This window comes from Escherichia sp. MOD1-EC7011 (assembly GCF_002965005.1).
GTDB lineage: Bacteria > Pseudomonadota > Gammaproteobacteria > Enterobacterales > Enterobacteriaceae > Escherichia > Escherichia ruysiae.
This window is the reverse complement of the sequence record NZ_PTRD01000023.1, coordinates 36301-57965: the sequence shown is the minus strand read 5'-3', so window position 1 is coordinate 57965 and position 21665 is coordinate 36301. Positions and strand designations below refer to the sequence as shown.

Sequence of the window (21665 nt, the reverse complement as noted above, 5' to 3'; positions counted from 1 at the left end):
GTTTGTCAGCAATCGCAGGGACGGCATCTAGCCACCCCATTTATTTTTCGCTTTGCGCCTCATCATCGCGCGTTAATTTCTTTTCATAATCACGTTTTACAATATCAAGGGCGCGCAGCACGGTACTGGCAGGGATCTGATTTTCCTCCAGCAGCACAATCAAATCGACGGCCAGTTTGACATCGTCAGGGGCATTTTCCAGTGACATACTCTCTCCATTGTTAGCGGGTTAAACGCGCTAACCTGTTTTCGATTTTTTCCAGCGCATGGCGACACCGCGCCAGACGCGCTTCATAGGCTTCTACTTCACGATGCAGCGTTTGCTGCTCTACGAGATCGGTTGCCTGCGCCAGACGGGATTTTCGTTCCGCTACCATCTCACGTAATCGCCGTTCAAAATCCTGATGTTGAATCCTTTTTCGTTGCCAGCGGGCAATTTTTGGTGGCGCGCTGTCCCACTCGCGCAGTGACCAGGATGCCGCTTCACGGGCAATCGCTTCCAGTTGGGCGACCAGGTGTTCTGCCAGCCAGGCTACTTGCGGCAGCTGCTGCTGTTCGACTGCGTGACGAAGCGCAGCCATGTTATCGCCCGCCTCATCAAGACAAGCCTGTAACGTTGTCGCGCGAGTCTGAAAAAGATGTCTGTCGAAACGGGCGCTTAACGTGCTGAACTGCGCCACCGGGACACAACGCTGGCGCAGCGTGGCGAGCTGACCTTCCAGTTTTTCCAGCAGCAAGGTAGTTTTCACGATAAGACCTCAATGAAAATGATAATTGTTATGCTAAAGTAGCCACTCTGTAAGCTGACAACACTCAATATGCAACGAATCATTTTAATCATCATTGGCTGGCTGGCGGTAGTGTTGGGGACGCTGGGCGTGGTATTACCGGTATTGCCGACTACGCCGTTTATCCTGTTGGCGGCCTGGTGCTTTGCGCGCTCTTCCCCGCGTTTTCACGCCTGGCTGTTGTACCGCTCATGGTTTGGCAGCTATTTACGTTTCTGGCAGAAATACCATGCAATGCCGCGTGGCGCAAAACCACGGGCGATTTTATTGATACTCGTGACTTTTGCTATTTCACTATGGTTTGTGCATATGGTGTGGGTACGCATTTTGTTGCTGGTGATCCTCACTTGTTTGCTGATTTTTATGTGGCGAATCCCGGTGATTGATGAAAAGCAAGAAAAGCACTGAAGCACAACAATCGCTGTTGCAATTATCGCGCACAGCCAGTACATTCTGGCGTTTTCGAGCACAGGCGCAGGCGGTCAAAGGTTAAACAAAAGTTACTTTTGATACGTTTAAAACGCGCCGTGAGTACCACCGTAACAAGCAGGCATACACTTATGACCGCGACTGCACAGCAGCTTGAGTATCTCAAAAATAGCATCAAAAGCATTCAGGACTACCCAAAACCCGGCATTCTGTTCCGTGATGTCACCAGCTTACTGGAAGACCCGAAAGCTTACGCTCTCAGCATCGACCTGCTGGTTGAGCGTTACAAAAATGCGGGTATTACCAAAGTTGTCGGCACCGAAGCACGTGGCTTCTTGTTTGGTGCTCCGGTAGCATTGGGTCTGGGCGTAGGTTTTGTACCGGTACGTAAACCGGGCAAACTGCCGCGCGAAACCATCAGCGAAACTTACGAACTGGAATACGGCACCGATAAGCTGGAAATCCACGTTGATGCCATTAAACCAGGCGACAAAGTATTGGTAGTCGACGATTTGCTGGCAACTGGGGGCACTATTGAGGCGACAGTGAAATTGATCCGTCGTCTGGGCGGTGAAGTCACTGACGCTGCATTCATCATTAATTTGTTCGACCTCGGCGGTGAACAGCGTCTCGAAAATCAAGGCATTACCTGTTATAGCCTTGTCCCGTTCCCGGGCCACTAATTTTCGACAGCCCGCGCCATGGGCAGCACAAGATGTACATTCAGCCTCGCCGTTCTGACGGGGCTGTGTTAGCATTACCCCTTCGTGAATCCACCTTCCAGCGTTTCAGAGCCTGCCAATGAGTTATCAGGTCTTAGCCCGAAAATGGCGCCCACAAACCTTTGCTGACGTCGTCGGCCAGGAACATGTGCTGACCGCACTGGCGAACGGCTTGTCGTTAGGGCGTATTCATCATGCTTATCTTTTTTCCGGCACCCGTGGCGTCGGAAAAACCTCTATCGCCCGACTGCTGGCGAAGGGGCTAAACTGCGAAACAGGCATTACCGCGACGCCGTGCGGCGTATGCGATAACTGCCGCGAAATCGAACAGGGGCGCTTTGTTGATCTGATTGAGATCGATGCCGCCTCGCGCACCAAAGTCGAAGATACCCGCGACCTGCTGGATAATGTTCAGTACGCGCCAGCGCGCGGTCGCTTTAAAGTCTATCTGATCGACGAAGTGCATATGCTGTCGCGCCACAGCTTCAACGCACTGTTAAAAACCCTTGAAGAGCCACCAGAGCATGTGAAGTTCCTGCTGGCAACCACCGATCCGCAGAAATTGCCGGTGACGATTTTGTCGCGCTGTCTGCAATTTCATCTCAAGGCGCTGGATGTCGAGCAAATTCGTCATCAGCTTGAGCATGTTCTCAACGAAGAACATATCGCCCACGAGCCTCGGGCGCTGCAACTGCTGGCGCGCGCCGCTGAAGGCAGCCTGCGAGACGCGTTAAGTCTGACTGACCAGGCGATTGCCAGCGGTGATGGTCAGGTTTCGACCCAGGCGGTCAGTTCGATGCTCGGTACGCTCGACGACGATCAGGCGCTGTCGCTGGTAGAAGCGATGGTGGAAGCCAACGGCGAGCGCGTAATGGCGCTGATTAATGAAGCCGCTGCTCGTGGTATTGAGTGGGAAGCGTTGCTGGTGGAAATGCTCGGCCTGCTGCACCGCATTGCGATGGTACAGCTTTCGCCTGCTGCGCTTGGCAATGACATGGCTGCCATTGAGCTGCGGATGCGTGAACTGGCACGTACCGTGCCGCCAACAGATATTCAGCTTTACTACCAGACGCTATTGATTGGTCGCAAAGAATTACCGTATGCGCCAGACAGACGCATGGGCGTTGAAATGACGCTATTGCGCGCGCTGGCGTTCCATCCGCGTATGCCTCTACCCGAACCGGAAGTGCCGCGCCAGTCCTTTGCGCCAGTCGCGCCGACGGCGGTAATGACGCCAATGCAGGTGCCGCCACAGCCGCAATCAGCGCCGCAGCAGGCACCGACCGTACCGCTCTCAGAAACCACCAGCCAGGTGCTGGCGGCGCGCCAACAACTACAGCGCGTACAGGGAGCAACCAAAGCAAAAAAGAGTGAACCGGCAGCCGCTACCCGCGCGCGGCCGGTGAATAACGCTGCGCTGGAAAGACTGGCTTCGGTCACCGATCGCGTTCAGTCGCGTCCGGCACCATCGGCGCTGGAAAAAGCGCCAGCCAAAAAAGAAGCGTATCGCTGGAAGGCAACCACCCCAGTGATGCAACAAAAAGAAGTCGTCGCCACGCCGAAGGCGCTGAAAAAGGCGCTGGAACATGAAAAAACGCCAGAGCTGGCGGCGAAACTGGCGGCAGAAGCCATTGAGCGCGATCCGTGGGCAGCACAGGTGAGCCAACTTTCGCTACCAAAACTGGTCGAACAGGTGGCGTTAAATGCCTGGAAAGAGGAGAACGGCAACACGGTGTGTCTGCATTTGCGCTCCTCTCAGCGTCATTTGAATAACAGCGGTGCACAACAAAAACTGGCTGAAGCGTTGAGTACGTTAAATGGCTCAACGGTTGAACTGACTATCGTTGAAGATGATAATCCAGCGGTGCGTACGCCGCTGGAGTGGCGTCAGGCGATATACGAAGAAAAACTTGCGCAGGCGCGCGAGTCCATTATTGCGGATAATAATATTCAGACCCTGCGTCGATTCTTCGATGCGGAGCTGGATGAAGAAAGTATCCGCCCCATTTGATCGTAAGCACAGCTTACGATCGTCATCCTTAACGTGATTGAGAGAGAAACCTATGTTTGGTAAAGGCGGTCTGGGCAACCTGATGAAGCAGGCCCAGCAGATGCAAGAAAAAATGCAGCAGATGCAGGAAGAAATCGCGAAGCTGGAAGTGACCGGCGAATCCGGCGCAGGTCTGGTGAAAGTGACCATCAACGGCGCACACAACTGCCGTCGCGTTGAGATCGACCCAAGCCTGCTGGAAGATGACAAAGAGATGCTGGAAGATCTGGTTGCTGCGGCATTCAACGATGCGGCGCGTCGTATCGAAGAAACTCAGAAAGAAAAAATGGCCTCTGTTTCCTCCGGAATGCAGTTGCCGCCAGGCTTTAAGATGCCGTTCTGATGCAAACCAGCCCGCTGTTAACACAGCTTATGGAAGCACTGCGCTGTCTGCCGGGCGTTGGCCCGAAGTCAGCGCAGCGTATGGCGTTCACGCTGCTTCAGCGCGATCGTAGCGGCGGGATGCGTCTGGCGCAGGCGCTCACCCGGGCGATGTCGGAAATCGGTCACTGCGCCGATTGCCGCACCTTCACTGAACAGGAAGTCTGTAACATCTGTTCAAACCCGCGTCGTCAGGAAAACGGTCAGATTTGCGTGGTAGAGAGTCCTGCGGATATCTACGCCATTGAGCAGACGGGGCAGTTTTCCGGTCGCTATTTTGTGTTGATGGGGCACCTGTCACCGCTGGACGGCATTGGCCCGGATGATATCGGACTTGATCGTCTGGAACAGCGTCTGGCGGAGGAAAAAATCACCGAAGTGATCCTCGCCACCAACCCAACGGTCGAAGGTGAAGCCACCGCTAACTACATTGCCGAGCTTTGCGCGCAGTATGACGTGGAAGCCAGCCGTATTGCCCACGGCGTACCGGTTGGCGGCGAACTGGAAATGGTCGATGGCACCACGCTGTCGCACTCACTCGCCGGGCGTCATAAGATTCGTTTTTAAGCAAACGAGAGCAGGATCACCTGCTCTCGCTTGAAATTACCCCCCCTTGTCCCCATCTCTCCCTCATCCTGTTTTTAACCTTAAAATGGCATCATTGAGGTAGACCTACATGAAAGGACAAGAAACTCGTGGTTTTCAGTCAGAAGTGAAGCAGCTTCTGCATCTGATGATCCATTCTCTCTATTCCAATAAAGAAATCTTCCTGCGTGAGCTTATCTCTAACGCCTCCGATGCGGCGGACAAGCTGCGTTTCCGCGCGCTCTCTAATCCGGATCTGTACGAAGGTGATGGCGAACTGCGCGTTCGTGTCTCTTTCGATAAAGACAAGCGCACGCTGACTATTTCCGACAACGGCGTGGGGATGACCCGCGACGAAGTGATCGACCACCTGGGGACTATCGCTAAATCCGGCACCAAATCGTTCCTCGAATCTCTGGGGTCTGATCAGGCGAAAGACAGCCAGCTGATCGGTCAGTTTGGTGTTGGTTTCTACTCCGCATTTATCGTGGCCGATAAAGTAACCGTGCGTACTCGCGCGGCAGGCGAAAAACCAGAAAACGGCGTCTTCTGGGAATCGGCTGGCGAAGGTGAATACACCGTTGCCGACATCACCAAAGAAGATCGCGGTACTGAAATCACCCTGCATCTGCGTGAAGGCGAAGATGAATTCCTCGATGACTGGCGCGTTCGCTCCATCATCAGCAAATACTCCGACCATATCGCGCTGCCGGTAGAGATCGAAAAACGCGAAGAGAAAGACGGCGAAACCGTTATTTCCTGGGAGAAAATCAACAAAGCGCAGGCGCTGTGGACGCGTAACAAGTCGGAAATCACCGATGAAGAGTACAAAGAGTTCTACAAACACATCGCCCACGACTTTAACGATCCGCTGACCTGGAGCCACAACCGCGTTGAAGGTAAGCAGGAGTACACCAGCCTGCTGTACATCCCGTCCCAGGCTCCGTGGGATATGTGGAATCGCGATCATAAACACGGCCTGAAACTGTATGTTCAGCGTGTGTTCATCATGGACGACGCAGAACAGTTCATGCCGAACTATCTGCGCTTCGTGCGTGGTCTGATTGACTCCAGCGATCTGCCGCTGAACGTTTCCCGTGAAATCCTCCAGGACAGCACGGTAACGCGTAACCTGCGCAATGCGCTGACCAAGCGTGTGCTGCAAATGCTGGAAAAACTGGCGAAAGACGACGCGGAAAAATATCAGACCTTCTGGCAACAGTTTGGCCTGGTACTGAAAGAGGGGCCGGCGGAAGATTTCGCTAACCAGGAAGCGATCGCCAAACTGCTGCGTTTTGCTTCTACTCATACCGACTCTTCTGCGCAGACTGTGTCTCTGGAAGACTATGTTTCCCGCATGAAAGAAGGGCAGGAGAAAATCTACTACATCACCGCAGACAGCTATGCGGCAGCGAAGAGCAGCCCGCACCTGGAACTGCTGCGTAAGAAAGGCATCGAAGTTCTGCTCCTTTCTGACCGCATCGATGAGTGGATGATGAACTATCTGACTGAGTTCGACGGTAAACCGTTCCAGTCTGTGTCCAAAGTTGACGAGTCGCTGGAAAAACTGGCTGACGAAGTTGATGAGAGCGCGAAAGAAGCGGAGAAAGCACTGACTCCGTTTATCGACCGTGTGAAAGCCTTGCTCGGCGAGCGTGTGAAAGATGTCCGTCTGACTCACCGTCTGACCGATACGCCAGCGATTGTGTCTACTGATGCGGACGAAATGAGCACTCAGATGGCAAAACTGTTCGCCGCTGCGGGGCAGAAAGTGCCGGAAGTAAAATACATCTTCGAACTGAACCCGGATCACGTGCTGGTGAAACGTGCGGCAGATACTGAAGATGAAGCGAAGTTCAGCGAGTGGGTAGAACTGCTGCTGGATCAGGCGCTGCTGGCAGAACGCGGTACGCTGGAAGATCCGAACCTGTTTATTCGTCGTATGAACCAGCTGCTGGTGTCGTAAGCCTTTTACCCCCTTACCCTAACCCTCTCCTCAAAGGGGAGAGGGGATCGATCGTGCAGATATTAAAGAACTGCGCTGGTTTTCACCCTCGCCCCTTTGGGGAGAGGGCCGGGGTGAGGGGCTTCAACCGCACTTTCCCCCAAACTTTCTCCCCTTAACCGTTTCAGCCCCATGTGCCTTTCTTGAGGCAATTGCCTGTTGGTGGTATCGTTTATCGCTTTTTCAAAAAATTCGACACATTTTAAGGGGATTTTCGCAATGCGTATCATTCTGCTTGGCGCTCCGGGCGCGGGGAAAGGGACTCAGGCTCAGTTCATCATGGAGAAATATGGTATTCCGCAAATCTCCACTGGCGATATGCTGCGTGCTGCGGTCAAATCTGGCTCCGAGCTGGGTAAACAAGCAAAAGACATTATGGATGCTGGCAAACTGGTCACCGACGAACTGGTGATCGCGCTGGTTAAAGAGCGCATTGCTCAGGAAGACTGCCGTAATGGTTTCCTGTTGGACGGCTTCCCGCGTACCATTCCGCAGGCAGACGCGATGAAAGAAGCGGGCATCAATGTTGATTACGTTCTGGAATTCGACGTACCGGACGAACTGATCGTTGACCGTATTGTCGGTCGCCGCGTTCATGCGCCGTCTGGTCGTGTTTATCACGTTAAATTCAATCCGCCGAAAGTAGAAGGCAAAGACGACGTTACCGGTGAAGAACTGACTACCCGTAAAGACGATCAGGAAGAAACCGTGCGTAAACGTCTGGTTGAATACCATCAGATGACTGCGCCGCTGATTGGCTACTACTCTAAAGAAGCGGAAGCGGGCAACACCAAATACGCAAAAGTCGACGGCACCAAACCGGTTGCTGAAGTTCGCGCGGCTCTGGAAAAAATCCTCGGTTAATTCGAAAGCGCGCACGGATAGTCCCCTTGCCCTCGGGGAGAGGGTGAGGGGAACAGGCTCGCACAAGCAAACTTATCAGCAATCTCAGGCCGGATTTTCATTCGGCCTTTTACAAAAACCTCAATCTGCGTTATTCCTTTTTCTGATTTGACCTCTCACAGCAATTAGTTCTTCTTCCTCACTTTTCCGCTACAATTATCAACAAGTTGAATCGATAAGAGGCGGTAATGCGTCAGACAAAAACCGGTATCCTGCTGGCAAACCTGGGCACACCCGATGCCCCCACACCTGAAGCGGTAAAACGCTACCTGAAACAATTTTTAAGCGACAGACGCGTAGTCGATACTTCACGGCTGTTGTGGTGGCCATTGCTGCGCGGCGTGATTTTGCCGCTGCGCTCGCCGCGTGTGGCGAAGCTGTATGCCTCTGTCTGGATGGAAGGTGGCTCGCCGCTGATGGTTTACAGCCGCCAGCAACAACAGGAGCTGGCACAACGTTTACCGGAGACGCCCGTGGCGCTGGGAATGAGCTACGGCACGCCATCGCTGGAAAGCGCCGTAGATGAACTACTGGCTGAACATGTTGATCATATCGTGGTACTGCCGCTCTACCCGCAATACTCCTGTTCAACGGTCGGTGCGGTGTGGGATGAACTGGCTCGCATTCTGGCGCGCAAACGTAGCATTCCGGGGATATCGTTTATTCGCGATTACGCCGATAACCACGATTACATTAATGCGCTGGCGAATAGCGTTCGCGCCTCTTTCGCTAAACATGGCGAACCGGATCTGCTGTTGCTTTCTTATCATGGCATTCCCCAGCGTTATGCAGATGAAGGCGATGATTACCCGCAACGTTGCCGCACAACGACTCGTGAACTGGCTTCCGCACTGGGGATGGCACCGGAAAAAGTGATGATGACTTTCCAGTCGCGCTTTGGTCGGGAACCCTGGTTGATGCCTTATACCGACGAAACGCTGAAAATGCTGGGAGAAAAAGGTGTCGGCCATATTCAGGTGATGTGTCCGGGTTTTGCTGCGGATTGTCTGGAGACGCTGGAAGAGATTGCCGAGCAAAACCGTGAAGTCTTCCTCGGTGCAGGCGGAAAAAAATATGAATATATTCCGGCGCTTAATGCCACACCGGAACATATCGAAATGATGGCTAATCTTGTTGCCGCGTATCGCTAAAGCTGAGCGGTAAAGAATTGAGCGCCGTCGCGAAGAGCATCGTCGGCGGTTTTCATCATCCGTGAATAATGCAAAAAGGCGTGCAGCGTGCCTGGGTAGAGTTTGAACTCACAGGGCTGCTGATGCGCCGCTAACGTCTGGTAAAGCAGACGGCTGTCATCCAGCAGCGGATCGAACTCCGCCCCGGCAATAAAACAGGGCGGAACTTCGCGAGTGAGATCATTATTAAACAGACAGTAATACGGTGACTCGCGGTCCGCGTCGTTGCTTAAATACGCCTCTTCATACATCTGCAAATCCTGTTGCGTTAAGCCATCCCAGTTACCCCCCAACAGACGACGAGTCACGGAATCGCGTAATCCGTAAAGCCCATACCACAGCAAAACACCCACAACTTTGCCGCAATCGATCTGCTTTTCACGCAACCATAAAGCACTGGCGAGCGCCAGCATGGCGCCAGCGGAATCACCGGCAAAACCAATGCGTGACATATTGATCTGATAATCGCCCGCCTGCTGGTGGAAGTGACAACAAGACGCCACGATTTCCTCTATCGCTTGCGGAAAACGCGCTTCTGGCGAAAGGGTGTAACCAATGCCAATCACCGTACACTGGGTGTACTTTGCCAGCAGACGCATAATGCGATCGTGGGTATCGAGATTGCCGAGAATAAAACCACCGCCATGTAGATAAAACAGCGTCGCCGGACTATCCGGGTTCGGACAAAATTGCCGTGCTTTCACCTGTCCATATTTTGTCGGAACCGCGTAAGCTCTGGTTTCCATTTCTGGAGTGTCAGCGTTCCAGAATCGGCGCTCAAGCGTGTAATGCTGGCGTTGTTCGGCAATCGTTCCCGTTGCGGGCCAGGGCGGTAAATCGGGCTGAAGAGTATTAACAACCGCCTTCATTTCGGCAGAGATTAGCTCCAGCACGGGTAGTTTGTTTTCCGGCTTCATGCAAAAACTCCTTTCAAATGGCACCATTGTAAGGAACATCTCCCATGAAAATGCGATCCCGTCGGCTGATATTGAAACTGCCTGCATCTCGCGCGTTCAGGCATGATTGTGTTAACATTCGCCGCTCAGTTAACCACCCGTAAAAACAACCATGAAATTTCCCGGCAAACGTAAATCCAAACATTACTTCCCCGTAAATGCACGCGATCCGCTGTTGCAGCAAATCCAACCAGAAAACGAAACCAGCGCAGCCTGGGTGGTCGGTATCGACCAGACGCTGGTGGATATTGAAGCCAAAGTGGAAGACGATTTTATTGAACGTTATGGATTAAGCGCCGGGCATTCACTGGTCATTGAAGATGATGTTGCTGAAGCACTTTATCAGGAGCTGAAACAGAAAAACCTGATTACTCATCAGTTTGCAGGTGGCACTATTGGCAATACCATGCACAACTATTCTGTACTGGCAGACGACCGTTCGGTGCTGCTGGGCGTGATGTGCAGCAATATTGAAATTGGCAGCTACGCCTATCGTTACTTGTGCAATACATCCAGCCGTACCGATCTTAACTATCTGCAGGGTGTGGATGGCCCGATTGGTCGTTGCTTTACGCTGATTGGCGAGTCTGGCGAACGTACCTTTGCTATCAGTCCAGGTCATATGAACCAGTTACGGGCAGAAAGCATTCCGGAAGATGTTATCGCCGGAGCGTCGGCGCTGGTATTAACGTCCTATCTGGTGCGTTGCAAGCCGGGTGAACCGATGCCGGAAGCGACCATGAAAGCCATTGAGTATGCGAAGAAATATAACGTACCGGTGGTGCTGACGCTGGGCACTAAATTTGTCATCGCCGAGAATCCGCAATGGTGGCAGCAATTCCTCAAAGAACACGTCTCCATCCTTGCGATGAACGAAGAAGAAGCTGAAGCGTTGACCGGAGAGAGCGATCCGCTGCTGGCATCTGATAAGGCGCTGGACTGGGTTGATCTGGTGCTGTGCACCGCCGGGCCAATCGGCTTGTATATGGCGGGCTTTACGGAAGACGAAGCGAAACGCAAAACCCAGCATCCGCTGTTGCCGGGCGCTATCGCGGAATTTAACCAGTATGAGTTTAGCCGCGCCATGCGCCACAAAGATTGCCAGAATCCGCTGCGCGTCTATTCGCACATTGCGCCGTATATGGGCGGGCCAGAAAAAATCATGAACACTAACGGTGCCGGTGATGGGGCGCTGGCGGCGCTGTTGCATGACATTACCGCCAATAGCTATCACCGCACTAACGTGCCAAATTCCAGCAAGCATAAATTCACCTGGCTGACTTATTCGTCGTTAGCGCAGGTGTGTAAATATGCTAACCGTGTGAGCTATCAGGTACTGAACCAGCATTCACCACGTTTAACGCGCGGTCTGCCGGAGCGAGAAGACAGTCTGGAAGAGTCTTACTGGGATCGTTAAGCCATTGAACCAATGACAGTCGGATGCGGCGTAAACGCCTTATCCGACCTACGGAAGATGGCACCTGTGGGCCGGATAAGATGCGGCAGCATCGCATCCGGCAATGGCGTCAATGTATTACCCCGTCACCACTTCACCCGCCGGTGGCGTTTCCAGCAGTTCCAGCATAGTACGGGCGATTTCACGTTCACCCATCACTACCTGATTCGCGCCACGTTCGGTGATATACGCCACCTCATCGTCATAATGGGCGCGGGCGATAATCTCAATATCCGGGTTTTTGGCGCGAGCAGAGGCCACAATCTCGCCAGCTTCGTAACCGTTAGGAATGGTCAGAATCAGCCATTTCGCGCACTCCAGATGCGCCAGTTGCATGATCTCTTCATTCGCCGCGTTGCCCAGTACCGCGCGAACGCCACGCTCACGCAGTTCATCGACGCGGGTTCGTGATGTTTCAATCACCACTAACGGAATATCAGAGGCGAGTAATTTCTCCCCCAGCAGACTGCCTACACGACCGTAGCCCACCAGTAGCGCATGGTTGCAAATATCCACCGGGATCTGCTTCTCTTCTTCGATAGCTTCTTCCAGCGTCTGTTCTTCCAGCGTTTCGGTTTTTGCCAGATATTTCTCCAGCAGCGCGAACAGCACCGGGTTGAGCATAATCGACAGGATCGCGCCTGCCAGTACCAGGTTTTGTCCGGCCTGCGGCAGTAAATTCAATGCCATTCCCAGTCCCGCCAGGATAAACGCGAACTCACCAATCTGCGCGAGGCTGGCGGCGATGGTTAACGCCGTGCGCTGGGAGTGACCAAACAGCCGGACGAGGAACAGTGCCGCCACTGATTTACCAAACAGAATAATTGCCAGCGTTGCCAGCACTGCCAGCGGTTGCTGAATCAGAATTAACGGATCAAATAACATCCCGACGGAGACAAAAAACAGCACCGCAAAGGCGTCGCGCAATGGCAGCGTATCGTGTGCGGCGCGGTGGCTAAGTTCGGATTCATTCAGCACCATCCCGGCGAAGAATGCACCGAGCGCAAAGGAGACGTCAAACAGTTCTACCGCACCAAAAGCAATGCCTAACGCCAGTGCCAGCACCGACAGGGTAAACAGTTCACGCGAACCGGTTGCCGCGCTGCGTGCCATAATCCACGGCACCAGACGGCGACCCACTAACATCATTATGGCGATAAATGCTACCACCTTGCCGATGGTGATCCCCATATCAACCGCCAGCGTCGCGAAGCCCACATCGCCCTGTTCCAGCATCCCTGCCACTGCGGGCAGCAACACCAGCGTCAGAACCATCACCAAATCTTCCACAATCAACCAGCCGATGGCGATTTGCCCGCGCTGACTGTCTATTAATTGCCGTTCTTCAAGTGCGCGCAGTAACACCACGGTACTGGCGGTGGAAAGACATAAACCGAACACGATACCGGTCATTAACGACCAGCCCAGCACGGCAGAGAGCGCCATACCCAGCAGCGTCGCCACGGCTATCTGGGCGATCGCGCCGGGAATGGCAATGGACTTTACCGCCATCAAATCCTTGAGCGAAAAATGCAAACCGACGCCGAACATCAGCAAAATAACGCCCAGCTCCGCCAGTTCCGGCGCAAGCTTGGTATCGGCAACAAACCCTGGAGTGAATGGCCCTGCCAGCACGCCCGCTAACAGATATCCCACCAGAGGAGAAATACGCAGTTTATTAGCAATCATGCCGAGGATAAAAGCGAGCACAAGGCCGCCAACAATGGTGGTGATAAGCGGGGTGGCGTGATGCATTCCGTCTCCTGTTCCTGGTGGTTGTTGTCCATTTTTGGCTGGGAAAACCAAAATTACAGGTAATAGTTTATGACAATTTCATGGTTGATGTTTATGAATAATTGTTGAATTTTGCAGAAAAATGGAATTAACCGCAAAAAAGGCACGGATCGGAAAAGTGATAAGGTGTATGAAGAGGAAAGGCTTATGGCTACTGCAAAATGAAGCAGCCAAAGTTTACCTTTGGCTGCATGGAAATCAGGATTTATGCCGGTTATCAGGCAGGAATATGGTCAACATACCAAGAAGTGGAAGGAAAGCACAGATTTTATAAACTAACTCGATACTGGTATGATCGGCGATAAGCCCCAGAACCGCAGCGCCCAGCCCCCCCATACCGAAAGCAAAACCGAAAAACAGTCCAGAAACCATGCCGATACGTCCCGGAAGTAGCTCCTGAGCGTAGACCAGAATGGCGGAAAACGCCGAGGCGAGGATAAATCCAATAATCACCGTTAAAACCCCCGTCCAGTACAGGCTGGCGTAGGGTAAAATCAAGGTAAATGGCGCAACGCCGAGGATAGAGCCCCAAATCACATATTTTCGGCCGATTTTATCGCCTACAGGCCCGCCAATCACCGTACCCGCCGCGACGGCAAACAGGAAGGCAAACAGATGAAGCTGGGCATTCTGGATAGATAATCCGAATTTTTGCATCAGATAAAAGGTGTAATAGCTGCTGATGCTCGCCATATAGAAATATTTCGAGAAAATCAGCACTAACAGCACACAAACAGCCAGCACGACCTTATTACGCGGCAGTGGATTGATTATTATTGCTTTCGGTTTGCCTTTACTCATCCGATGCTGTGCAGAGTACCAACGGCTGATTTGCGCCAGTACCACGATAGCCAGCAACGCCGCCAGCACAAACCATGCAACGTTGCCTTTGCCGTAAGGGGCGATGATCACCGCCGCCAGCAATGGCCCCAACGAACTACCAAAGTTACCGCCTACCTGGAAGATAGATTGCGCCAGGCCATGACGTCCACCAGACGCCATACGCGCCACGCGGGAAGATTCCGGGTGAAAGACCGACGAACCCGTACCGACCAGCGCCGCCGCCAGCAGAACCGTGCCAAAACTACCCGCCAGCGCCAGCAGTATCAGGCCGCTCATGGTAAAGCACATGCCAATCGGTAATGACCACGGCATTGGGTATTTATCTGTCCAGTAACCGACTACCGGTTGCAACAGCGAAGAGGCGAGCTGAAAGGTGAGGGTAATCATCCCAATCTGCATAAACGTCAGGGAAAACTCTGACTGAAGCAGCGGATAAATCGCAAGAATTAGCGATTGGATCATGTCGTTCAGCAGATGCGAAAGGCTGATTGCGCCTAAAATACCAAATGATGTACGAGCCTTAGTGGTCGATGCAGCCGCGCCCGCCGCAGGCTGGGTTTGTTCACTCATTGCCATAGGAAAGTCACTTTTTCAGAGTTGCGATGTAAAGAATGATCTTATTTGTGATTATTACCCGACTAACATACCTGTATGCGCTGTCTGAAGGAAGTCTCAATGCTTAATACAGAATTTCCATTTTTGTATGTAGATTTACCATCACCGAACACAGACTTGTCTATTATGTCGCGTCATACTAATTTTCAACACGTTGATATCTGGTCAGGGAGAGAGAAATATGAAGTTTTTGCAGCGGGGTGTGGCATTAGCACTATTAGCCGCATTTACACTGGCGAGTGAAACCGCCCAGGCTTATGAGCAGGATAAAACCTACAAAATTACGGTACTTCATACCAACGACCACCACGGTCATTTCTGGCGTAATGAATATGGCGAATATGGTCTGGCGGCGCAAAAAACGCTGGTGGATGGTATCCGCAAAGAAGTCGCGGCTGAAGGCGGTAGCGTGCTGTTACTTTCTGGAGGTGACATTAACACTGGTGTTCCAGAGTCTGATTTACAGGACGCCGAACCGGATTTTCGCGGCATGAATCTGGTGGGTTATGACGCGATGGCAATCGGTAATCATGAATTTGATAACCCGCTCACCGTATTACGTCAGCAGGAAAAATGGGCAAAGTTCCCGTTGCTCTCCGCCAATATCTATCAAAAAAGTACCGGCGAGCGTTTGTTTAAACCCTGGGCGTTGTTTAAGCGTCAGGATCTGAAAATCGCGGTAATTGGTCTGACGACCGATGACACGGCGAAAATTGGTAACCCGGAATATTTCACCGACATTGAATTTCGTAAACCTGCCGACGAAGCGAAGCTGGTGATTCAGGAACTGCAACAGACAGAAAAGCCGGACATTATTATTGCAGCCACGCATATGGGGCATTACGACAATGGCGAACACGGTTCAAACGCACCGGGCGATGTAGAGATGGCGCGCAGCCTGCCTGCCGGATCGTTGGCGATGATTGTCGGCGGTCACTCGCAAGATCCGGTCTGCATGGCAGCAGAAAATAAAAAACAGGTCGATTATGTGCCGGGTACACCTTGCAAGCCGGATCAACAAAACGGCATCTGGATTGTCCAGGCGCATGAGTGGGGCAAGTATGTGGGACGAGCCGATTTTGAGTTTCGCAATGGCGAAATGAAAATGGTCAATTACCAGTTGATTCCGGTGAACCTGAAGAAAAAAGTGACCTGGGAAGACGGAAAAAGCGAACGCGTGCTGTACACCCCGGAAATCGCCGAAAACCAGCAAATGATCTCGCTGTTATCACCGTTCCAGAACAAAGGCAAAGCACAGCTGGAAGTGAAAATTGGTGAGGTTAGTGACCGTCTTGAAGGCGACCGCAGCAAAGTTCGTTTCGTACAGACCAATATGGGACGGTTGATTCTGGCAGCACAAATGGATCGCACCGGAGCCGACTTTGCGGTGATGAGCGGAGGCGGAATTCGTGACTCCATCGACGCGGGTAACATCAGTTATAAAAACGTGCTGAAAGTGCAGCCGTTCGGCAATGTGGTGGTGTATGCCGACATGAGCGGTAAGGAGGTGATTGATTACCTGACCGCCGTTGCACAAATGAAGCCGGATTCCGGTGCCTATCCGCAATTTGCCAACGTCAGCTTTGTGGCGAAAGATGGCAAACTTAACGACCTGAAAATCAAAGGCGAATCGGTCGATCCGGCAAAAACTTACCGCATGGCGACGTTAAACTTCAATGCCACCGGCGGTGATGGTTATCCGCGCCTTGATAACAAACCGGGCTATGTCAATACCGGCTTTATAGATGCTGAAGTGCTGAAAGACTATATCCAGAAAAACTCGCCGCTGGATGCGAGCGCGTATGAGCCGAAAGGTGAGGTGAGCTGGCAGTAATCTGAAAGTGCCGGATGTTTGCATCCGGCACAATGCTTAATCCCGGCGGGCGATATCGGCAAATTTCGCATCGAGGATCTTCGCCAGATCGCCTGCCGCAAGTTCAATATCCAGTCCGCGCTTGCCACCGGAAACATAAATAGTGGCAAATTCTTGCGCGGGGGCATCAATAATCGTCGGCAGACGTTTTTTCTGTCCTAGTGGGCTAATTCCCCCAACTAAATATCCCGTCGAACGCTGTGCCACCATCGGATCGGCCATCTCTACCTTTTTGGCACCCAGCGCCTTTGCCACCTTTTTAAGATCCAGTTGACCGGCGACCGGCGTAACGGCCACCGCCAGATGTTTCATATCGCCGTTCACTGCGACCAGCAGCGTTTTGTAGACCTGATCTGCATTCAAGCCTAATTTTTTGACCACTTCATCGCCAAAGTTGGTTTCAGCCGGATCGTGATCGTAGGTATGAATCTGGAATGAAATCTTGTTTTTTTCGAGTAATTTAACTGCGGGTGTCATCGTAATTTTCCTGCCTTAAACAAAAAAACGGAGAAAGCATACGCCTGATGGCGGCTCAAAAAAAAGAGTCATCTTGCCTAATAGTATTGGCAGGATGGTGAGATTGAGCGACAATCGAGTTACACCGTCGCTTAAAGTGACGGCATAATAATAAAAATATGAAATTCCTCTTTGACGGGCCAATAGCGATATTGGCCATTTTTTTTAGCGCAACATTTGTGGCAAATTCCCTTCTCCATACAGATGTAACGCACCGACCGCGACCACATAGCGCCCCGGTGGCATGGCCCGTAATTTATCCCGCCAGGCAAGATTTCGCTGATGCATCAACACGTCGTACAGCGACTGGCTGAACGTATTGGGCAGCGTTATTTCATTATTTTGTGGCGGCGCATTCAGCCACCAGCTCATCATTTGTTGTAGTAGCCGTGCGTTGGTATGCCAGTGGGTCAGCGTATCGTCCAGCAGCGCCAGTCCTTTGTCGGGCAGCTGGAGCAACATGGCAATCTGATTTTCTGCCCCTTCCAGTTCAATCACGGGCTTATGTTGTTGTTTCGCCGCCTGCAATAGCTGGTAATCGATACCATATTCTGCCCGCAGCCCCAGTTTTTGCGCCTGCGTCGCCTGGAGAACCATCGCGATTTGCCACAGTGGTTGGGTAGAAAAGAGCGACGGAGAAATGCCCATTTCCTGGCTGATGTGCTGCAGATTTTGTAATTGTTCTTCGCTGATGCGCTCTTCCAGCGCCTCGCAGGCAGGCAAATTAGCAAAAGGCGTATCGCTGGTGGAAACATCTGCCTCGACAATCAGCGCATCGGCTTGTTTGAGCTTTTTAAGCAAACGGGCGGGTAGAGGAGCCATATCGTGGCTACCCATATGAATACTGCCAATCAGATGAAAATGGCGATTGCCGGGGAGGGAGATATCGATGGCAGGCCAGGTGTAATGATTACCGCGCAGCGCGGCCCAAAGTGTTTTTACCCGGTACAACAGATCCATACGACCTCCCTTTGTGAAATATCATGCTAGCGCGCGGGGAGGGATGGCGCAAATGGAGTTGATTGTTGCACTTGTGCACAGTGCTTGTGTGCATTATAATGATTAAATAATGGACAAGGAGATGAGAATGGAATGGCTCAAAAAATCAACATAAGGAGTTTTCGTGATCCCTGGCTGGCTGGTTTTTTTGTCCACTCAACGCCACATCGAAAGATCCCTGCTGAAATCCATAACGCGTTATCAAGAAAATTGGACATCATTAATGCTGCCACTTCCCATCGGGATTTACGTTCCCCACCAGGGAACCGGTACGAAGAGTTATCGGGGAAATTGCAGGAATACTCCTCCATTAGAGTGAATAAACAGTACCGACTGATATTTAAATGGGTTAATGGCAAGGCCGAAGAATTGTTTTTAGATCCACACAACTACTAAAACATAGCTGTCGTATTGACGAGAAAGGTAAAACCATGAAACAGGCAACAAGAAAACCGACGACACCCGGAGATATTCTTCTCTATGAATATCTGGAACCGCTCGATTTGAAAATCAATGAGTTAGCAGAGTTGCTGCATGTTCATCGTAATAGCGTCAGTGCACTGATCAATAATAATCGTAAACTCACCACTGATATGGCATTTCGTCTGGCGAAAGTTTTTGATACCACAGTCGATTTTTGGCTAAACCTCCAGGCGGCAGTTGATCTTTGGGAAGTTGAAAACAACATGCGCACCCAGGAAGAATTGGGACGGATTGAAACAGTGGCTGAATATTTGGCACGCCGTGAAGAGCGTGCAAAAAAGGTCGCGTAGAATCATTTCCCTATAACGGATGCGCCACCCTAAAGCAGCGCATCCGCAATGACATACTTATTCCTTCGGTTTAAACCGCAGCAATCGGTTAGCGTTACTCACCACCGTAATCGACGAGAGCGCCATTGCCGCTCCGGCGACCACCGGGTTAAGCAGTGTTCCGGTGAACGGCCACAAAATACCGGCGGCGACCGGAATACCGATACTGTTGTAGATAAACGCGCCAAGCAGGTTTTGCTTCATATTGCGTAGCGTCGCGCGGGAGATGGCGAGTGCGTCTGCAACCCCCATCAGGCTATGGCGCATCAGGGTAATCGCCGCTGTTTCAATGGCAACATCACTCCCGCCACCCATTGCAATACCGACATCCGCCTGGGCCAGCGCCGGCGCATCGTTAATGCCGTCGCCCACCATTGCTACCTGGCGACCCTCGCTTTGCAGACGTTTAATCGCTTCGGCTTTTCCATCCGGCAATACACCCGCAATCACTTCATCAATCCCTGCTTCTTTGGCGATCGCATTGGCGGTGGTTGGGTTATCGCCGGTTAACATTACCAGACGATATCCCGCTTTATGCAGACGTTGCAGCGCCGCCACGCTATCGCTACGCAATGGATCGCGTACCGCCAACAGAGCCACCGCTTTGCCATCAACGGCCAGTAACACCGGCGTTGCGCCTTGTGATGCCTGGGCTGAAATATCAGCTTCAATCGCTTTCGTATCGACTTGCTGGTCATTTAACAGAGCCTGATTCCCCAGCAGCAGTGAATGGCCTTCCGCTTCGCCACTTACCCCCAGTCCGCGCAATGTACGGAAGCTATTGACCTGTGGCAGCGTGATATCGCCTGCTTTATCGAGGATTGCCCGCGCCAGCGGATGGCTGGAACCTTGCTCCAGTGCCGCCGCCAGACGCAATGCCTGCGCTTCATCAACATCAGCAAACGTTTTTACTGCGACAACCTGTGGTTTACCTTCGGTCAGCGTCCCGGTTTTATCGAACACCACGGTATCCAGCGTACTGGCACGTTGCAGCGCATCGGCGTCACGCACCAGCACCCCAAATTCTGCCGCGCGCCCGACGCCGGAAATAATCGACATCGGCGTTGCCAGCCCCAGCGCACACGGACAGGCGATAATCAGCACCGTGGTGGCAATCACCAGGGTATAAACAATTTGCGGTGCGGGTCCAAAGAAATACCAGATTGCCGCACTGATCAACGCAATCACCACTACCACCGGCACAAACACGGCAGAGATTTTATCCGCCAGTTGACCGATTTCTGGCTTACTGCTCTGAGCCTGGCGCACCATGCGAATGATCCGCGACAGCGTGGTATGGCTGCCGACTGCGCTGGCGCGAAACAGCACACTACCGTCCTGTACCACTGTCCCGGCATGAACGCTATCGCCTTCGCCTTTTTGCTGTGGAATAGGTTCGCCCGTTAACATCGCCTCATCCAGCCACGCTTCACCCTGAGTGATTTCGCCATCCACCGGCACACGGTCACCGGTTGTCAGGCGCAGCAACATACCTGGCTGAACGTCTGCCAGCGGCACACTCTTTTCACCTTCGTCAGTAACCAGTCGCGCCGTCGGCGGGGTTAAATCGAGTAATTTCTCCAGCGCCTTTGAAGAACGCTGACGCGCACGCGCTTCCAGCATATGACCGAGATTAATCAGACCGATAATCATCGCGCTGGCTTCGTAATAAAGATGTCGTGCTTCCATCGGGAACCACTGCGGCCACAGGTTAACGCTCATTGAATAGAGCCATGCCACGCCAGTACCCAGCGCCACCAGCGTATCCATCGTCGCCGCGCCGTTGAGCAGGCTTTTCCATGCACTGCGGTAAAAATGTCCGCCAGCGAAAACCATAACCGCCAGGGTTATCAGCCCAATAACCAGCCACAGGCTGCGGTTGTCGGCGGTGACCATCATGTTATCGCCGATCATCCCCCAGACCATTACCGGGATACCCACCGCCAGAGCGACAATTGCCTGCCAGCGGAAGCGTTTCATGGTAGCGACGGCTGTTTCCTGCTGGCGCTCACGGCGTTTAGCGTCATCTTCAATCGCTTCTGCGCCGTAGCCCGCTTTTTCCACCGCCTGCACTAAATCTTGTGCGGAGGCACTGCCCATCACCAGCACAGTGCGCTCCGCCAGGTTTACCCGTGCCTGGGTGACGCCCGGTACGCTTTGCAGCGCATTTTGTACGCGGGTGACACAACTGGCGCAGCTCATGCCGCTCAACAGCAACTGCTGGCTATCGTCGTCATCGGCGGTTGCTGCCGGAAGCTCATCAGAAACCGCTGTCAGTGCTTCCGACGGGATTGATGACTCCGCCAGCGGTTTAGCCTTTGGGTGGCTTACAGATGCGTCATAACCCGCTTGCTTGATGGTTTCGATAAGCTGTTCCGCGCTGGCAGTACCTGTGACGTGCGCTTCAGTAATTGACACGTCTGCCTGCTCAACGTCCGGGCGCTGTTCGAGACTTTCTTTCACGCGTTTAACGCAGTGACCGCAGGACAAGCCGTCCAGGGTCAGGTCGATAGTTTGTGACATAACGTACTCCTTTAAGACAGTTTTGACTGACTGTGATAAAGGGTAAACCTTCCAGCAAGGGGAAGGTCAAGAAATTATTTCGTAGCGCAATGAAAACGCGGTGGAGATTAAAAGATTGGCTCAATTTGCATCAGGATTAGACATTTATCTCTTTGTTTTCCTTTGGTTAAGTTGCGGGTGCTAAGTTAAATCAGGATGCCTGAAAATTGGCATCGGGATGAGGAA

General features: G+C 52.5%; 20 protein-coding genes and 1 other annotated feature. Of the genes, 12 read left to right on the top strand and 8 right to left on the bottom strand.

Translation table 11 applies throughout. The features are described from left to right. Positions 1 to 40: 40 nt before the first annotated feature. Positions 41 to 208 carry a pleiotropic regulatory protein RsmS gene (gene rsmS / locus A7098_RS11380; RefSeq protein WP_000051156.1) on the bottom strand — a complete coding sequence of 56 codons (168 nt, stop codon included), beginning with the start codon at positions 206 to 208 and terminating at the stop codon, positions 41 to 43. 13 nt (positions 209 to 221) lie between these two features. Beyond that, the gene (gene priC / locus A7098_RS11375; RefSeq protein ID WP_032224799.1) at positions 222 to 749 is read right to left on the bottom strand and encodes a primosomal replication protein N''; all 528 of its coding nucleotides are present in this window, start codon (positions 747 to 749) and stop codon (positions 222 to 224) included. Between the two features lie 69 nt (positions 750 to 818). On the opposite strand from priC, the gene A7098_RS11370 reads away from it, so the two are divergent. From A7098_RS11370 to hemH, 8 genes are all read left to right on the top strand, one after another. Next, positions 819 to 1196, top strand: coding sequence for a DUF454 family protein (locus A7098_RS11370; RefSeq protein WP_001188910.1), 378 nt, complete (start codon positions 819 to 821; stop codon positions 1194 to 1196). 152 nt (positions 1197 to 1348) lie between these two features. After that, complete coding sequence (gene apt, locus A7098_RS11360) at positions 1349 to 1900, top strand: adenine phosphoribosyltransferase (protein ID WP_001515901.1); 552 nt, start codon at positions 1349 to 1351, stop codon at positions 1898 to 1900. A 118-nt stretch (positions 1901 to 2018) separates the two neighbouring features. Continuing rightward, positions 2019 to 3950 carry a DNA polymerase III subunit gamma/tau gene (gene dnaX / locus A7098_RS11355; RefSeq protein ID WP_032224802.1) on the top strand — a complete coding sequence of 644 codons (1932 nt, stop codon included), beginning with the start codon at positions 2019 to 2021 and terminating at the stop codon, positions 3948 to 3950. Then, positions 3283 to 3347, top strand: a sequence feature (DnaX frameshifting element). It overlaps the preceding gene by 65 nt. Positions 3951 to 4002: 52 nt before the next feature. Continuing rightward, on the top strand, positions 4003 to 4332 hold the full coding sequence (locus tag A7098_RS11350; protein WP_001515903.1) for a YbaB/EbfC family nucleoid-associated protein: 330 nt from the start codon (positions 4003 to 4005) through the stop codon (positions 4330 to 4332). Beyond that, positions 4332 to 4937: a recombination mediator RecR gene (recR, locus tag A7098_RS11345; protein ID WP_001195025.1), complete on the top strand. Its 606-nt coding sequence runs from the start codon at positions 4332 to 4334 to the stop codon at positions 4935 to 4937. Before A7098_RS11350 ends, recR begins: the two co-directional genes overlap by 1 nt. Before the next feature lie 109 nt (positions 4938 to 5046). Further along, positions 5047 to 6921: a molecular chaperone HtpG gene (gene htpG, locus A7098_RS11340; RefSeq protein WP_000678201.1), complete on the top strand. Its 1875-nt coding sequence runs from the start codon at positions 5047 to 5049 to the stop codon at positions 6919 to 6921. A 258-nt stretch (positions 6922 to 7179) separates the two neighbouring features. Beyond that, a complete protein-coding gene (gene adk / locus A7098_RS11330) occupies positions 7180 to 7824 on the top strand; it encodes an adenylate kinase (RefSeq protein ID WP_001313630.1) in 645 nt (214 codons plus the stop codon). A gap of 227 nt (positions 7825 to 8051) precedes the next feature. After that, a complete protein-coding gene (gene hemH / locus A7098_RS11325) occupies positions 8052 to 9014 on the top strand; it encodes a ferrochelatase (protein ID WP_105280818.1) in 963 nt (320 codons plus the stop codon). Here hemH and aes read toward each other — a convergent pair. Continuing rightward, positions 9011 to 9970 (bottom strand): acetyl esterase, encoded by a 960-nt coding sequence (gene aes / locus A7098_RS11320; RefSeq protein WP_105280817.1) that lies wholly within the window; start codon positions 9968 to 9970, stop codon positions 9011 to 9013. The genes hemH and aes overlap by 4 nt on opposite strands. Positions 9971 to 10121: 151 nt before the next feature. Here aes and gsk point away from each other — a divergent pair, with 151 nt between their 5' ends. Next, positions 10122 to 11426 carry an inosine/guanosine kinase gene (gene gsk, locus A7098_RS11315; protein WP_000671589.1) on the top strand — a complete coding sequence of 435 codons (1305 nt, stop codon included), beginning with the start codon at positions 10122 to 10124 and terminating at the stop codon, positions 11424 to 11426. Between the two features lie 117 nt (positions 11427 to 11543). Here the strand turns inward: gsk and ybaL are convergent, their stop codons facing one another. After that, positions 11544 to 13220, bottom strand: coding sequence for a YbaL family putative K(+) efflux transporter (gene ybaL, locus A7098_RS11310; RefSeq protein WP_000546195.1), 1677 nt, complete (start codon positions 13218 to 13220; stop codon positions 11544 to 11546). A 237-nt stretch (positions 13221 to 13457) separates the two neighbouring features. Next, positions 13458 to 14678, bottom strand: coding sequence for a fosmidomycin MFS transporter (gene fsr / locus A7098_RS11305; protein ID WP_001251623.1), 1221 nt, complete (start codon positions 14676 to 14678; stop codon positions 13458 to 13460). 220 nt (positions 14679 to 14898) lie between these two features. Between fsr and ushA the strand changes: the two genes are divergently transcribed. Next, positions 14899 to 16551 (top strand): bifunctional UDP-sugar hydrolase/5'-nucleotidase, encoded by a 1653-nt coding sequence (gene ushA / locus A7098_RS11295; RefSeq protein ID WP_105280816.1) that lies wholly within the window; start codon positions 14899 to 14901, stop codon positions 16549 to 16551. Between the two features lie 36 nt (positions 16552 to 16587). Here the strand turns inward: ushA and ybaK are convergent, their stop codons facing one another. Next, entirely contained in the window at positions 16588 to 17067 is a 480-nt protein-coding gene (ybaK, locus tag A7098_RS11290; protein WP_000186623.1) for a Cys-tRNA(Pro)/Cys-tRNA(Cys) deacylase YbaK, read from the bottom strand. Between the two features lie 204 nt (positions 17068 to 17271). Then, complete coding sequence (locus A7098_RS11285) at positions 17272 to 18066, bottom strand: TraB/GumN family protein (protein ID WP_000365146.1); 795 nt, start codon at positions 18064 to 18066, stop codon at positions 17272 to 17274. A gap of 132 nt (positions 18067 to 18198) precedes the next feature. Here A7098_RS11285 and A7098_RS11280 point away from each other — a divergent pair, with 132 nt between their 5' ends. Then, on the top strand, positions 18199 to 18501 hold the full coding sequence (locus tag A7098_RS11280) for a type II toxin-antitoxin system RelE/ParE family toxin (RefSeq protein ID WP_032224814.1): 303 nt from the start codon (positions 18199 to 18201) through the stop codon (positions 18499 to 18501). Between the two features lie 35 nt (positions 18502 to 18536). After that, positions 18537 to 18878 carry a HigA family addiction module antitoxin gene (locus A7098_RS11275; RefSeq protein ID WP_000806439.1) on the top strand — a complete coding sequence of 114 codons (342 nt, stop codon included), beginning with the start codon at positions 18537 to 18539 and terminating at the stop codon, positions 18876 to 18878. A gap of 57 nt (positions 18879 to 18935) precedes the next feature. Here the strand turns inward: A7098_RS11275 and copA are convergent, their stop codons facing one another. After that, positions 18936 to 21440, bottom strand: a complete 2505-nt coding sequence (gene copA / locus A7098_RS11270) for a copper-exporting P-type ATPase CopA (protein ID WP_105280815.1) — start codon at positions 21438 to 21440, stop codon at positions 18936 to 18938. Positions 21441 to 21665: the final 225 nt, after the last annotated feature.